Genomic DNA, 14,867 nt, shown 5'->3' with positions numbered 1-14,867 from the left:
CGCACCGCCGCGGAGATGACGAACTACGACGCCTTCGGCCTGACCAGCAAGCAGAACGCGTCGGGTGAACTGAACGTCGGCAATCGCGTGATCACCGGCGTGGCTCCGGGCAGCGCGGACACGGACGCCGTCAACGTCTCCCAGGTGAAGACCGTCACGGCTTCGCTCTCGAGCGGCTTGAGCACTGCGACGAGCAGCATCGGCAGCCTGTCGACCTCCACCTCGACGGGCCTGAGCACCGCAACGAGCAGCATCGACAGCTTGTCGACCTCGACCTCGACCGGCCTGAGCACTGCGACGAGCAGTATCAACAGTCTGTCGACGTCGACCTCGACCGGTCTGAGCACCGCAACCAGCAGCATCGGCAGCCTGTCCACTTCGACTTCGACCGGCATCAGCAGCTTGTCGACCTCCACGTCGACCGGCCTGAGCACGGCAAACAGCCGCATCGACAGCCTGTCCACGTCCACCTCGACGGGTTTGAGCACGGCCACCAGCAGCATCGGCAGCCTGTCGACCTCGACTTCGACGGGCCTGAGCACCGCGACCAGCAGCATCAACAGCCTGTCGACCTCGACTTCGACTGGCTTGAGCACGGCTACCAGCAGCATCAGCAGCCTGTCCACGTCGACTTCGACGGGCATCAGCAGCCTGTCGACGTCGACTTCCACGGGCCTGAGCACCGCGACGAGCAGTATCAACAGCCTGTCGACCTCCACGTCGACTGGCCTGAGCACGGCCACGAGCAGCATCAGCAGTCTGTCGACCTCGACCTCCACGGGCTTGAGCACGGCCACGAGCAGCATCAATAGCCTGTCCACGTCGGCCTCGACTGGCATCAGCAGCCTGTCGACTTCCACGTCGACCGGTTTGAGTACGGCTACGAGCAGCATCAACAGTCTGTCCACGTCGACTTCGACGGGCTTGAGCACCGCCACAAGCAGCATCGACAGCCTCTCGACTTCCACGTCGACGGGCCTGAGCACTGCCACGAGCAGCATCAACAGCCTCTCGACCTCGACTTCGACGGGCCTGAGCACTGCCACGAGCAGCATCAACAGCCTCTCGACTTCCACGTCGACGGGCCTGAGCACCGCCACGAGCAGCATCAACAGCCTCTCGACCTCGACTTCGACTGGCCTGAGCACTGCCACGAGCAGCATCAACAGCCTCTCGACTTCCACGTCGACGGGCCTGAGCACCGCCACGAGCAGCATCAACAGCCTGTCGACCTCCACCTCGACCGGCTTGAGCACTGCGACCAGCAGCATCGACAGCCTGTCCACGTCGACCTCAACGGGCCTGAGCACCGCCACGAGCGGCATCAACAGCCTGTCGACCGGCCTGAGCACGACCAACAGCACTGTCGGCAGCCTGTCGACTTCGACTTCGACCGGTCTGAGCACCGCTACCAGCAGCATCAACAGCCTGTCGACTTCGACTTCGACCGGTCTGAGCACCGCTACCAGCAGCATCAACAGCCTGTCGACTTCGACTTCGACCGGTCTGAGCACCGCTACCAGCAGCATCAACAGCCTGTCGACTTCGACTTCGACCGGCCTGAGCACCGCCACGAGCAGCATCGACAGCCTGTCGACTTCGACCTCGACGGGTTTGAGCACTGCGACGAGCGGCATCAACAGCCTGTCGACCGGCCTGAGCACGACCAACAGCACAGTCAGCAGCCTGTCGACTTCCACGTCGACCGGTCTGAGCACTGCTACCAGCAGCATCAACAGCCTCTCGACTTCGACTTCGACCGGCCTGAGCACCGCCACGAGCAGCATCGACAGCCTGTCCACGTCGACCTCAACGGGCCTGAGCACCGCCACGAGCGGCATCAACAGCCTGTCGACGGGCCTGAGCACGACGAACAGCACCGTCAGCAGTCTGTCGAGCTCGACTTCGACGGGTCTGAGTACTGCGACGAGCAGCATCAACAGCCTGTCCACGTCGACGTCGACCGGTCTGAGCACCGCCACGAGCAGCATCGACAGCCTGTCGACCTCGACGTCGACCGGTCTGAGCACCGCTACGAGCAGCATCAACAGTCTGTCGACCTCGACCTCGACCGGCTTGAGCACTGCGACCAGCAGCATCGACAGCCTGTCCACCTCGACTTCGACGGGCCTGAGCACCGCCACGAGCGGCATCAACAGCCTGTCGACCGGCCTGAGCACGACCAACAGCACCGTCGACAGCCTGTCCACCAGCCTGTCCTCGGCCGGCAGCGGTCTTGCGAGCCTGTCCACGTCGACCTCGACCGGCCTGAGCACTGCCACGAGCAGCATCGAGCCTGTCGACCTCGACCTCCACGGGCCTGAGCACCGCCACCAGCAGCATCAGCAGCCTGTCGACCTCCACGTCGAGCGGCCTGAGCACGGCGACGAGCAGCATCAACAGCCTCTCGACCTCGACTTCGACGGGCCTGAGCACGGCGTTCAGCGGCATCGGCAGCCTGTCGACGGGCCTGAGCACGACGAACGTCAACCTCAACAGCCTGAGCACCTCGGTCAACAACATCTACAACACCGGCACCAAGTACTTCCACGCCAACTCGACGGCAGGCGACTCGGTGGCCAGCGGCCAGGAAGCCGTGGCGATCGGGCCGCAGTCGGTGGCCAGCGGCGCCAACTCCTTCGCCGCCGGCAACGGTGCGAAGGCGACGGCCGACGGCGCGGTGGCGGTGGGCTTCGGCGCGCAGGCCACGGGTGCCAACGCGATCGCCATCGGCACGGGCGCCCTGGCCACGGGCTCGCAGGCCATCGGCGCCAATGCCCGCGCGGGCGGCGGCGGCGTGGCCCTGGGCGACAACGCGGATGCCGGCGGCACGCCGCTGAGCCAGGCGCAGAACATCTCGAAGGGCACGGCCATCGGCTTCGGCGCGATCGTTCAGCAAAGCGGCGGCGTGGCACTGGGCTCCGGCTCGGTGGCTTCCACCGCGGCGGGCGCGGCCGGCTATGTGCCGGGCGGCGCGACGGCGCAACAGGAGGCCGCGATCAAGGCGACCACCAGCACGCAGGCAGCGGTGTCGGTGGGCGATGCGGCCAACGGCCAGTTCCGCCAGATCACCGGCGTGGCGGCGGGCACGGCCGACAGCGACGCGACCAACGTGGCGCAGCTGAAGGCGGCCTCGGCGGCATCGAAGGCCAGCAGCGTGCAGTACGCGACCAACCCGGACGGCTCGGTCAACTACAACCAGATCACGCTGGGCAACGGCCAGGCGCCGGGCGGCACGCGCATCAGCAACGTGGCGCCGGGCATCCTGCCGGGCGACGCGGTCAACGTGCAGCAGCTCAACCAGGTGCAGGGCCAGCTCGGCGACGTGGCGCGCATCGCCTACTCGGGCACGGCCATGGCGTTCGCGATGTCGGGCACCTACCTGCCGACGCTGTATCCGGGCGAGAAGACGGTGGGCGTGGGCCTGGGCAGCTACAAGGGCTACAGCGCGGTGGCGCTGACCTTCAAGGCGCTGTCGGACGACGGCAAGATGTCCTGGGGCGCGGGCCTGACGACCACGGGCAAGGAGTGGGGCATCAACGCCGGCATCGGCTGGAAGTGGAAATAAGGCACTGAAAGGCCGCCGGACCGGCCCTCGAACGGGCGGCTCCCTCGCTTCACGGCGTGGGAGCCGTTCTTTCTGGTACACACTCCGCCTCATGCGCATAGGTATTTCAGTCCTTACCCATGCGGGGCAGAACATCTGGGAGAACGGAATGGGGCAGAACGTCCTGTTCCTGGCCCGGCTGCTGCAACGCATCGACTTCGTCGAATCCGTGACCCTCATCGATGCGGGCGACCAGCAGGCCATGCCGCCCCAGGTCGACATGGCCGCCATGGGCCTGGGCTTCGGCCGGGCCCGCGAACTCACCGACGCGCTGGACGTGGTCATCGAGATGGCCGGCGCGCTCGACGTGCAATGGCTCTCCTACTTCCGCGCATGCGGCGGCCGCGTGGTCTTCCATTGCGTGGGCCAGCCCTTCGCGGCGCTGGCCGAGCCCATCGTCTTCACCGACAAGGGCCACTTCAGCAGGCCCGACCGCTGCGACGAGGTGTGGCTGCTGCCCAAGGACGAGGCGTTCGCGCCCATGATGCGCACCATCCACCGCTGCCCGGTGCATGAGGTGCCGTACCTCTGGTCGCCGCAGTTCCTGGCCCAGCGCGTCGCCGAGGTCGAAGCGGCGGGCTATCCCTTCGGATACAAGCGGCGCACCGCCGAACAGCCGGGCTTCCGCGTGGCGATCTTCGAGCCCAACATCTCGGTGGTGAAGACCTGCAGCGTGCCGATGCTGATCTGCGACGGCGCCTACCGCGCCGACCCTTCGACGGTGACCTCGATGCAGGTGCTCAACACCCTGCACCTGAAGGACCACCCGACCATGCTGTACCTGGCGAATTCGCTGGACATCGTGCGCCAGCACAAGGCGACCTTCCACGGCCGCAACGACTTCGCGGGCTTCATGGTGCAGTTCGCCGACGCGGTGGTCTCGCACCAGTGGCAGAACGACCAGAACTACGGCTATCTCGACGCGCTCTATGGCAACTATCCGCTGGTGCACAACTCGCCCTGGCTGCGCGACGCGGGCTACTACTACCCCGACTTCGACATCGCCGCCGGCGCGGCCCAACTGCGCGAGGCAGTGCGCTCCCACGACCTGCGGCTGGACGACTACCGCGACCGCGCGCAGCGCGTGTTCCAGTCGGTCGACCCGCTCGACCCCGCGAACGTCGAGGGCTACGCGCAGCGCCTGCTGCACCTCGTGGGCGGCAATGCCGGCTTCCGCGCAGACACCGTGAGTGCCGCGAGGGCCGCGAGGGCCGCGAGGGCCGCCGCATGATGCCGGCGAAGCTGAAGGTCGGCGTCTCCATCTTCATCCGCAAGGGCGAGCAGAGCCTGTGGGAGAACGGCGTCTACCAGAACTGCCTGTTCCTCATCATGCTGCTGCTGCGCTCGCCGCGCGTGGAAAGCGCGGTGCTCGTGGCCGGCGGCGGCGACGGCGGTCCGGCGGACGCCACCAACTTCCTCGCCGATTCGCCGGTGCCCATCATCGACATGGCCGCGGCGGGGCAGCAGCTCGACGTCATGTTCGAGATGAGCGCCCAGCTCGCCGTGCCGTGGTCGGTGGCGTTCCGCGAGCGCGGCGGCAAGATCGTCTCGATGCGCGTGGGCAACGACTACGTGATCGACATCGAGCGCATGATCTTCGACAAGCCGCACGGCCTGCTGATCTCGGGCGCGCCCTACGACGAGGTCTGGACGATTCCCGAGTACGAGGTGTCGTGCAAGCCGTATTTCGAGAGCACCTTCCGCGCGCCGGTGCGGCTCATGCCGCACCTGTGGAGCCCGATGGTGCTGGAGCGCGCCATGGCCCGTGCGCCGCAGAGTGCTCCTTTTGCCTACGAGCCCGGGCGCAGCCGCTGGCGCGTGGCCATCTTCGAGCCCAACATCTGCATGGTGAAGACCAGCTTCATCCCCATGCTCGGCTGCGAGGCCGCGCACCGCGCGCAGCCCAGGCTCGTCGAGAAGATGTGGGTCTACAACAGCTTCCACCTGAAGGACAAGCCGCTGTTCATCGGCTTCGCGCAGAGCCTGGACATCGTGCAGCACGGCCTGGCCACCTTCGAGGGGCGTTTTCCGATGTTCCAGGTGATGCCCGGCAAGATCGACGCGGTGTTCGCGCACCACTGGGAGAACGCGCAGAACTATCTCTATTACGAGGCGCTGTACGGCGGTTATCCGCTGATCCACAACTCGCACCTCATCGGCGACTGCGGCTACCGCTATCACGGCTTCGACTGCGAGGAGGGCGGTCTCGCCCTGCGGCGCGCCTTCGCCGAGCACGACGCCGACCTGCCGGCCTACCGCGAGCGCGCGCGCCGCTTCATCGCCACCCTCGACCCCGAGGGCGAGGAGAACGTGCGCATCTACACCGCCGCCATCGAAAACCTTTACGCATGAGGACCGGGATGAAGCCGACCCACCGATTCCCCCGTCTGCCGCTGGCCGCCCTTGCCTGGGCCTTCGCCGGCAGCGCGCTCGCCCAGGGCGTGCTGGTGCCCCAGGCGCCGCCCGCCGCACCGCAGGACACGCTCACGCGCGCCGCCGCCAGCGTGGGCGTCAAGCGCTGCCTGCCGGCGATCACGCGGCTTTCCACGCTCACCGTGCAGGGCAGCCGCAGCCACGACGTGCTGCTCGACTGGGACCGCAAGCGCCCCGACGCCGGCCCGATGTTCTCGCTGATCGGCATGGAGTTTCCGAACGCGGGCGTGGCGGCGTCGATCACCGCCATTCCCGACGACAGCGGCGCCTGCACCGTGTCGGCCGAGCGGATCTCGGTGGCGCCCTTCACCTGCGCGAGCGTCGGCCAGCAGGAACTGGGCACCTACAAGATGACCCGGCTGCTGCCCAACTACGCGGTCTACACCGACGAGAAGGAGCCGACCTCGTCCGTCTCGCTGATCGATTCGCCGCCGGGCTGCCTGATCATCCGGCGCTACGTGGAATACGGCTGGCGCGACCCGGCGGCCGCTCCCGCCGCGGCGCCCGCCGGTACGGCCCAGCCCGCGAAGAAGAAGTAAGCCGGCAGTACGAGTAAGCCGGCAGTACGCAGGCGCGAGCCAACAGGCGTCCGTCTCCGACAAGAAGGGACGCCCTCGGCCGGCCCCCGAGGCCGGCTGCGAGCCCGAAGAATGGTGCAGATCCGAAGGAAGGACACGCACCATGCCACTGGCTTCAATGATCGGCCGATGGGCCATGCAGCCCTTCTCGAAGGCGCTGCCGCCGCTGGGCGACACCGAGCGCGCAGCGCTGGAGGCCGGCACCGTCGGCTTCGAGGGGCAACTCTTCGCGGGCCGGCCGGACTTCGACGCGCTCGCAGCCATGGGCCCGAACCGGCTCGCCGAGCACGAGCAGGCCTTTCTCGACAACGAGGTGCGCGAGCTGTGCCGAATGCTCGACGACCACGCCATCGACCAGGCTCGCGACCTTCCGCCCGACGTCTGGAGCTACCTGCGCGAGAAGCGCTTCTTCGGAATGATCATTCCCGAGGAGTTCGGCGGCCTCGGCTTTGGTCACCACGCGCACGCCACGGTGGTGGCGCGCATCGCCACAGTCAACGTGGCCACGGCTGTCACGGTGATGGTGCCCAACTCGCTGGGCCCGGCCGAGCTGCTGCTGCGCTACGGCACCAACGTGCAGAAGGCCCATTACCTGCCGCGCCTGGCCGATGGCCGCGAGCTGCCGTGCTTCGGGCTGACCTCGCCGTATGCGGGCTCCGATGCCGCGTCGATCCCCGACCGCGGCGTGCTGGTCGAACGCGAGATCGGCGGGCGCATGCGGCGTGGCTTCCTCGTCGATTTCGACAAGCGCTACATCACGCTCGCGCCGGTCGCCACCGTGGTCGGGCTGGCCTTCCATGCCGTCGACGAAAGCCGGCCCGAAGGCGAGCGCGAGATGGGCATTACCTGCGCGCTCATTCCCGTGCCGCAGGCGGGCATGGACATCGGCCGCCGCCACCGGCCGATGGACAGCGCCTTCATGAACGGCCCGATCCACGGCCGGCAGGTGTTCGTGCCGATGGACTGGATCATCGGCGGCGAGCAGCAGGTCGGACAGGGCTGGCGCATGCTGATGGAATGCCTGGCTGCGGGCCGTGCGATATCGCTGCCGGCGCTGGGCTCGGCGATGCAGCAGACCGCGCTGTACGTGGCCAACGGCTACGGCCAGATCCGCGAGCAGTTCGGCATGCCGGTGGGCAAGTTTCACGCGGTCGCGGGGCTGGTCGCGCAGATGTCTGCCGAGCTGTATGCGAGCGACGCGGCACGCCGCTTCACGGCCGCCGCGCTCGACAAGGGCGAGCGACCCAGCGTGGCGAGCGCGATCCTCAAGGTGCAGCTGACGGAAGCGGGCCGGCGCGCGGTGAACCACGGCATGGACATCCTCGGCGGCAAGGGCATCATCTCGGGCCCCTCGAACCTGCTGGGCGTGGCTTACCGGCAGGCACCCATCGCGATCACGGTGGAGGGCGCGAACATCCTCACCCGCGCGCTGATCGTGTTCGGGCAGGGCGCGGTGCGATGCCATCCGCATGTGCTCGACGAGATGGCGGCCGTGCAGGCGAAGGACGAGACCGCGCTCGGCAAGGCGCTGATGGCGCACGGCAGGCACGTGGCGGTGAACCTGTGGCGCAGCCTGTTCGGCGCGCCGGTGCTCGGCTCGCCGCCGGACGACCTGATGCACGAGGCCCGGCTCATCGCGCGCATGAGCGCCAAGTACGCGCTCACGGCCGACCTCGCGATGGGCATGCTCGGCGGCAAGCTCAAGCGCATGGAGCTGCTCTCGGCGCSCCTGGRCGACSTGCTCGCGCATCTCTATCTGGCCAGCGCCTGCGTGTGGCGCTACGGCGTGGAGCGGGCACCAGAGATGCAGCCCTTCGCGAAGGCGGCGATCCGGCTGCAGATCGACGAGGCGGGCAGTATCCTGCGCGACCTCTACGCGAACCTGCCGGCGCCGGGGCGGCGCGTGATCGGCGCAATGGTGCTGCGCCGCACCGCGCACCTGGCGCCCTTGCGCGACGTGCAACTGCTCGAACTGGCCGAGCTGTTGCGCAAGGACCGGCGCATCGTCGAGCGGCTGGCCCCCGACCTGAGCGAGCCCGCCGCGGGCGGCCTGCTCGACCTGATGCATGCGATGGAATTGGGCGCGACGCTCGGAGACGGCACGGCCGCGCTCAACAAGGTGCTGCGCCGCACGAATTCGCTCGAAGTGGCTGCCCGCTCGGCGCTCGACCCCGAGTTGGCGCTGGCCTATCTGAAGGCGGCGGACAAGGTCATCCAGGTGGACGATTTCGAAGGCCCGCCGCGCGATGCGCAGGGCAGGGCGGACTTCAGCCCGCCTGCTGCTGTTGCTGCGCCGCCAGCGCCGTCAGCGCAGCCGCCGTCTGCTCGTCCGCCGGAAAGAACGACTCCACCGCGAGTTCCTGCAGCGTGACGTCCACCGGCGTGCCGAAGATCGTGATGGTGCTGAGGAAGCTCAGCACGCCGCTGGGCATCACCACCTGGAAGGGCACGGCCACCGCAGACAGCGCGGTGTCGATGACGGGCGCGTCGTGGCTCACCGCGGGCGCGGGATAGGCTTCGAGTTCGTCGTGCAACGACTGCAGCACCGCGTCGCCCGTCGCGGCGATCTGCTGCTGCAGGCGTTCCAGCAGATGCACGCGCCATTGCGAGAGGTTGGCGATGCGCGGCGCCACGCCCTCGGGGTGCAGGCTCAGGCGCAGCACGTTGATCGGCGGCTTCAGCAACTCGGGCGAGGCGCCTTCCATCAGCAGCGGAACCAGCGCGTTGTGCGCGACCAGGTTCCAGTGGCGGTCCACTGCCAGCGCCGGAAAGGGCTCGTGGCCTTTCAGTACCAGGTCGACGGCGCGGCGCGCGGCGGCCATCGCGGGGTCGTCGAGCGAGCGCTGCCTGTACATCGGCGCGAAGCCGGCGGCCACCAGCAGCGCATTGCGCTCGCGCAGCGGCACTTCCAGCCGCTCGGCCAGGCGCAGCACCATTTCGCGGCTGGGCGCGGCGCGGCCGGTTTCGACGTAGCTCAGGTGGCGGGTCGAGACCTCGGCCTCCTGCGCTAGGTCGAGCTGGCTCAGGCGGCGGTGGGTGCGCCAGTGCCGCAGGTGCGCGCCGAACGGATCGCGCGCGCCGGGCTGGCTGGCCTTGGTCGAGTGGGAGCGGGAGGTGTTCATGGGCCTGCATTCTGGCGCGGCGGTGGCGCGGCGCCATGACCTCCCAGGTCATCGACCCGGTGCAGCCGGGCCGGAATCATCGACCCCAACGCGGCAGGACCGGCTTGCGGCGTAGTCAACCACCAAGGAGAGATTCCATGTCCGTCTTCGCATCCCCCCGCTTCCTGCCCAACGTGATGTGGGCCGACGCAGCCTCCTGCGCCGCCACCGGCGCGCTGCAAGTGGCCTTCACCGGCGCGCTGGCCGGGCTGACCGGGCTGCCGGCGCCGCTGCTCATGGGTACCGGTGTGTTCCTTTTGGCTTACGCGGCCATGGCGGCCTTCATGGCCAGCCGCAGCACGCCGCCCCGCACGCTGATCGGGCTGGTGGTGGTCGGCAACTTCGGCTGGGCCGTGGCCTGCGTCGCGCTGCTGGTGAGCGGCGTCTTCCCGGTCACCGCCGTGGGGGTGGCCTGGGTGCTGGCGCAGGCCGTGTGCGTGACCGTGCTGGCCGAGCTGCAGTGGACCGGACTGCGCCGCAGCCGTGGCGGCGCGAACATGGCCCTGGCCTGAACCCCCGGAGCCTTGTTCGAGAAACACCGAGGATCCGGCTCTGCCGGTCCTCAGGTGTTGCCCCCGGACAGGGGGTGGGCGAAGCGACACAAAGTGCGCGAAGCCTGGGGGCGAGTCAAGTTTCCCGACTACGCTTGTTGACATTGATCCCCGCTATCCTTGAGAGGCTTCCACGAACAAACAGGAGTCTCTCTATGGCCAAAGCCCCGGCGCATGCCTTTGCGTCCACCCTCAAGACCTTCAAGACCCCGTCGGGCAAGTCCGGCAAGTACTGGTCCCTGAAGGAGCTGGCCAAGCAGTATCCCTCCGTCGATCGTCTCCCCGTTTCCATCCGCATCGTGCTCGAATCGGTGCTGCGCAACTGCGACGGGCAGAAGGTCACGGCCAAGCACGTCGAAGAGCTGGCCCACTGGGCGCCCAATGCCGAGCGCGTCGACGAGATTCCTTTCGTCGTCACCCGCGTGGTGCTGCAGGACTTCACCGGCGTGCCGCTGCTGGCCGACCTGGCCGCCATGCGCAGCGTGGCCGCCAAGCTGGGCAAGTCGCCCAAGACCATCGAGCCGCTGGTGCCAGTCGACCTGGTGGTCGACCACTCGGTGATGGTCGACTACTACGGCACGCCCAAGGCGCTCGACCTGAACATGAAGCTGGAGTTCCAGCGCAACAACGAGCGCTACCAGTTCATGAAGTGGGGCATGCAGGCCTTCGACACCTTCCGCGTGGTGCCGCCGGGCTTCGGCATCGTGCACCAGGTCAACCTCGAATACTTCGCGCGCGGCGTCTACAAGAGCCCGAACGACAAGGGCGACAAGCCCACCTACTATCCCGACTCGCTGGTGGGCACCGACAGCCACACCACCATGATCAACGGCATCGGCGTGGTCGGCTGGGGTGTCGGCGGCATCGAGGCCGAGGCGGCCATGCTGGGCCAGCCGGTCTACATGCTCACGCCCGACGTGGTGGGCTTCGAACTCACCGGCCAGCTGCGCGAAGGCGTCACCGCGACCGACCTGGTGCTGTACGTCACGTCCATCCTGCGCGCCGAGAAGGTGGTGGGCAAGTTCGTCGAGTTCTTCGGCCCTGGCGCCGCTTCCATCGCGGTGCCCGACCGCGCGACCATCGGCAACATGGCGCCCGAGTACGGCGCGACCATGGGCTTCTTCCCGGTCGACGAGATGACGGTGGCGTACTTCGAGGGCACCGGCCGCACCAAGGAAGAGGTCGAGCGCTTCGAGGCCTACTACAAGGCGCAGGGCTTGTTCGGCATGCCCGCCCCCGGCGACATCGACTACACCAAGGTGGTGCGCCTGGACCTGGGCACCGTGTCGCCCAGCCTGGCCGGCCCGAAGCGTCCTCAGGACCGCATCGACCTGGGCCACCTGTCCACCAAGTTCTCGGAGCTGTACAGCAAGCCCAACGATGCCAACGGCTTCAACCAGCCGGCCGACAAGCTCAAGCTGCGCTATCCGCTGGTCGCGGCCGGCAAGACCGGCGACGATGAAGCCGCCCCGCCGCCCGCGGGTGCGCCGCTCGACGTGGTCGAGATGGTGGCCAACCGCTCGACCAAGGCGGCCGCGCACGTGAGCGCCACCGCGCCTTCGGCGCCCAGGGGCGAAGTCACCATCGGCAACGGCGACGTGCTGATCGCCGCCATCACCTCGTGCACCAACACGTCCAACCCGAGCGTGATGCTGGCGGCAGGCCTGCTGGCCAAGAAGGCGGTGGAAGCCGGCCTCTCGGTCAAGCCGCATATCAAGACCTCGCTGGCCCCGGGCTCGCGCATCGTCACCGAATACCTGGAGAAGGCCGGCCTGCTGCCGTACCTGGAGAAGCTGGGTTTCTACCTGGCGGGCTACGGCTGCACCACTTGCATCGGCAACGCCGGCGATCTCACGCCGGAGATCAACGAGGCCATCACCAGGAACGACCTGATCGGCGCGGCCGTGCTCTCGGGCAACCGCAACTTCGAGGCGCGCATCCATCCGAACCTGAAGGCCAACTTCCTGGCCTCGCCGCCGCTGGTTGTGGCCTTCGCCATCGCCGGCAACGTGATGACCGACCTGATGACCCAGCCCGTGGGCAAGGGCAAGGGCGGCAAGGACGTGTACCTGGGCGACATCTGGCCCACGCCGAAGGAAATCGACGACAACCTGCGCTACGCCATGAACGCCAAGTCGTTCCGCGCGAACTACGACAAGGTCAAGACCGATCCGGGCAAGTTCTGGACGAGCATCAAGGGCACCAACGGCCAGGTCTATGACTGGCCCAAGTCCACCTACATTGCCGAGCCGCCGTTCTTCGAGGGCTTCAAGATGAAGCCGCATGCGTCGGACGCGGGCTTCAAGGGCGCGCGCATCATGGCGCTGTTCGGCGACTCGATCACCACCGACCACATCTCGCCGGCCGGCTCCATCAAGGAAAGCTCGCCCGCGGGCATCTGGCTGAAAGCCAACGGCGTGTCCAAGGCCGACTTCAACAGTTATGGCTCGCGCCGCGGCAACCACGACGTGATGATGCGCGGCACCTTCGCCAACGTGCGCATCAAGAACCTCATGATTCCGCCGGACGCCAACGGCACGCAGGAAGAGGGCGGCGTCACGCTGTTCCAGCCCGGCAACCAGAAGATGTTCATCTACGACGCCGCCATGAAGTACATGGAGCAAGGCGTGCCGACGGTGGTGTTCGGCGGCGAGGAATACGGCACCGGCTCGTCGCGCGACTGGGCCGCCAAGGGCACGCAGCTGCTGGGCATCAAGGCCGTGGTGGCGCGCAGCTTCGAGCGCATCCACCGCGCCAACCTGGTCGGCATGGGCGTGCTGCCGCTGCAGTTCCGCGGCGCCGATTCATGGCAGACGCTGGGCCTCACCGGCGACGAGCGGATCGACGTGGTGATCGGCAGCGAACTGAAGCCGCAGATGGACGTGAAGCTGGTGGTGCACCGCGCCGACGGCTCGCACCAGGAGGTGACGGTGCGCCTGCGCATCGACACGCCGATCGAGGTCGACTACTACAAGCACGGCGGCATCCTGCCCTTCGTGCTGCGGCAGCTGCTGGCCGGTTGAGGTTGAGCGTCAGCGGCCGATAGCTGCAGCGGGCCTCCGGGCCTACTTGCCGGCGGCGTCGAGCCGCTGTGCAAGGCGCTCGAGCACGGGGCGGATCTTCTCGCCCATGCTGATCTGCGGGTTCGAGAAGCCGTCGTCCTTGCCGCCGTCGATCTCGCGCTGCCTGATCACCGGCACTGCCGCGGCGAAGGCGGTTTCGAAGGAGCGCGTCTTGCGCAGTGCCTCGTCGAACATCGCGCGGCCGAAGAAGGTCAGCTCCGACAGGCGGCCGCATCCGTACGAGGTGTGCGTGGCGTCGGCGGCCGTCATCACCAGCGTGTCCTCGCTGGCCAGCGGTTCGATCCAGCCGCCCGAGTAGCAGGCCGAAACCGCCACCACGCGATGGCGGATGCCGGCGCCGTCGAGCTCCTCGCGCAGCTCTTCCGGCGTGAGCCAGGGCACGGTGAGCGGCCAGTGCGCGGCGGCCAGCCGGTGGTCGCGCGCGCCGTGCGAGGTGAGGTAGACCACCAGCACGTCGTTCTCGCGGTCCATGCGCGCGGCCAGCGCGGCGATGGCGCGGCGCAGGTTGAGCGGTGTGGCCCAGGGCAGCGTCTCGGCGGTGGCCGGGTTGTTCAGCAGGTGGATCACGCGGCCCTTGGCGTCGAAGCGCTCCTCCAGCACCTGGGTGACCATGTTGCTTTCGCGCAGGAACACGTCTTCGGCGGCATAGGGCGCGAACACCAGCCCGAAGACGTTGGTCTGCCCCGGCTTGCCGGCGGGCAGTGCCTCGACCGTTTGCTCCCACAGCGCCTGCTGCGCCTCGAATAGTTCCTGCGTCAACTGCATGCGCGGACGCTCGGGCTCGGTGGATGCGCTGGTGGCATCGGGCTGCCACATGCGGTCCTGCGTGTTGAGCGATTGCCAGAAGGTCAGCGTCAGCAGGGCGACGAACGCGGGCGCGCAGATCGCAAGCCGCCAGCGCGCGCCGGCTTCGCGCGCGGTGAGCCGAACCAGCGCCAGCACCATCCACGCGCATCCCAGGCCGAAGACGACCCAGTAGCCGGGCGAGGTGGCGATCGCCGACGGCAGCCAGCCGCGCGTGTAGCCCAGCGCCAGCATGCCGAGCGCCAGGTTGGCCGGGAACATCGCCCAGGTGGCCAGCACGAACCAGCGCGCCAGTCCGCCGCCGCGGGCCCGCCCGGACAGCGCGAACCAGCCCAGCCACGCGAGCACGCCGAGCACCCAGAGCGTATTGAGGCCGACGGTTTCGTAGAGCTGGGCGGGGCCGGCGATTTCGAGGCGCGCCAAGCCAGTCCAAACGAGTTCGGGCAGCAGCGCGAGCAGCAGCAACTGCCAGGGCGTGGGTTGTGCATCGACGCGCGGCTCCAGCAGGAACGAGGCGCGCAGGCCGCCGACCAGCCACTGCAACAGGCTCGCGCGCGGCGGGGTGTCCTGCGTGGGCAGAGGCGAAGCGGATGTTTCTTCGGTGTTCTCGGGAGGCTGCTGCGGTGCGATGATGTCTTCGGGCATGCCGT

Annotated in this window: 10 protein-coding genes; 7 read left to right on the top strand and 3 right to left on the bottom strand. The window is 68.2% G+C overall.

Features of this window, described 5'->3' with window-relative positions; all coding sequences use genetic code 11:
- Positions 1–23: 23 nt before the first annotated feature.
- Complete coding sequence (locus tag QMO14_RS33365; RefSeq protein WP_367618155.1) at positions 24–2,291, bottom strand: hypothetical protein; 2,268 nt, start codon at positions 2,289–2,291, stop codon at positions 24–26.
- A gap of 284 nt (positions 2,292–2,575) precedes the next feature.
- Here QMO14_RS33365 and QMO14_RS33360 point away from each other — a divergent pair, with 284 nt between their 5' ends.
- The 5 genes from QMO14_RS33360 to QMO14_RS10395 all read left to right on the top strand — a co-directional run bounded on the left by QMO14_RS33360 (position 2,576) and on the right by QMO14_RS10395 (position 8,989).
- On the top strand, positions 2,576–3,568 hold the full coding sequence (locus QMO14_RS33360) for a YadA-like family protein (RefSeq protein ID WP_367618154.1): 993 nt from the start codon (positions 2,576–2,578) through the stop codon (positions 3,566–3,568).
- Positions 3,569–3,659: 91 nt separating this feature from the next.
- Complete coding sequence (locus QMO14_RS10410) at positions 3,660–4,838, top strand: DUF2827 domain-containing protein (RefSeq protein ID WP_301506766.1); 1,179 nt, start codon at positions 3,660–3,662, stop codon at positions 4,836–4,838.
- Entirely contained in the window at positions 4,835–5,959 is a 1,125-nt protein-coding gene (locus tag QMO14_RS10405) for a DUF2827 domain-containing protein (protein WP_301506764.1), read from the top strand. The genes QMO14_RS10410 and QMO14_RS10405 overlap by 4 nt, the downstream gene beginning before the upstream one ends.
- 8 nt (positions 5,960–5,967) lie before the next feature.
- A complete protein-coding gene (locus QMO14_RS10400) occupies positions 5,968–6,579 on the top strand; it encodes a hypothetical protein (RefSeq protein ID WP_301506762.1) in 612 nt (203 codons plus the stop codon).
- A gap of 142 nt (positions 6,580–6,721) precedes the next feature.
- Positions 6,722–8,989: an acyl-CoA dehydrogenase gene (locus tag QMO14_RS10395; protein WP_301506760.1), complete on the top strand. Its 2,268-nt coding sequence runs from the start codon at positions 6,722–6,724 to the stop codon at positions 8,987–8,989.
- On the opposite strand, the gene QMO14_RS10390 is transcribed toward QMO14_RS10395, so the two are convergent.
- Positions 8,886–9,740 carry a helix-turn-helix domain-containing protein gene (locus QMO14_RS10390; protein ID WP_301506758.1) on the bottom strand — a complete coding sequence of 285 codons (855 nt, stop codon included), beginning with the start codon at positions 9,738–9,740 and terminating at the stop codon, positions 8,886–8,888. The two genes, QMO14_RS10395 and QMO14_RS10390, sit on opposite strands and share 104 nt — an antisense overlap.
- 137 nt (positions 9,741–9,877) lie before the next feature.
- Here QMO14_RS10390 and QMO14_RS10385 point away from each other — a divergent pair, with 137 nt between their 5' ends.
- A complete protein-coding gene (locus QMO14_RS10385; protein WP_301506756.1) occupies positions 9,878–10,291 on the top strand; it encodes a hypothetical protein in 414 nt (137 codons plus the stop codon).
- 194 nt (positions 10,292–10,485) lie between these two features.
- Positions 10,486–13,353, top strand: a complete 2,868-nt coding sequence (locus tag QMO14_RS10380; RefSeq protein ID WP_301506754.1) for an aconitate hydratase — start codon at positions 10,486–10,488, stop codon at positions 13,351–13,353.
- A gap of 42 nt (positions 13,354–13,395) precedes the next feature.
- Here the strand turns inward: QMO14_RS10380 and QMO14_RS10375 are convergent, their stop codons facing one another.
- Positions 13,396–14,862: a C13 family peptidase gene (locus QMO14_RS10375; protein ID WP_301506753.1), complete on the bottom strand. Its 1,467-nt coding sequence runs from the start codon at positions 14,860–14,862 to the stop codon at positions 13,396–13,398.
- Between the last annotated feature and the right edge of the window lie 5 nt (positions 14,863–14,867).

The sequence above is a fragment of the Variovorax sp. CAN15 genome, assembly GCF_030462475.1.
Classification (GTDB): Bacteria; Pseudomonadota; Gammaproteobacteria; order Burkholderiales; family Burkholderiaceae_C; genus Variovorax.
This window is presented reverse-complemented; position numbering and strand designations above follow the sequence as displayed.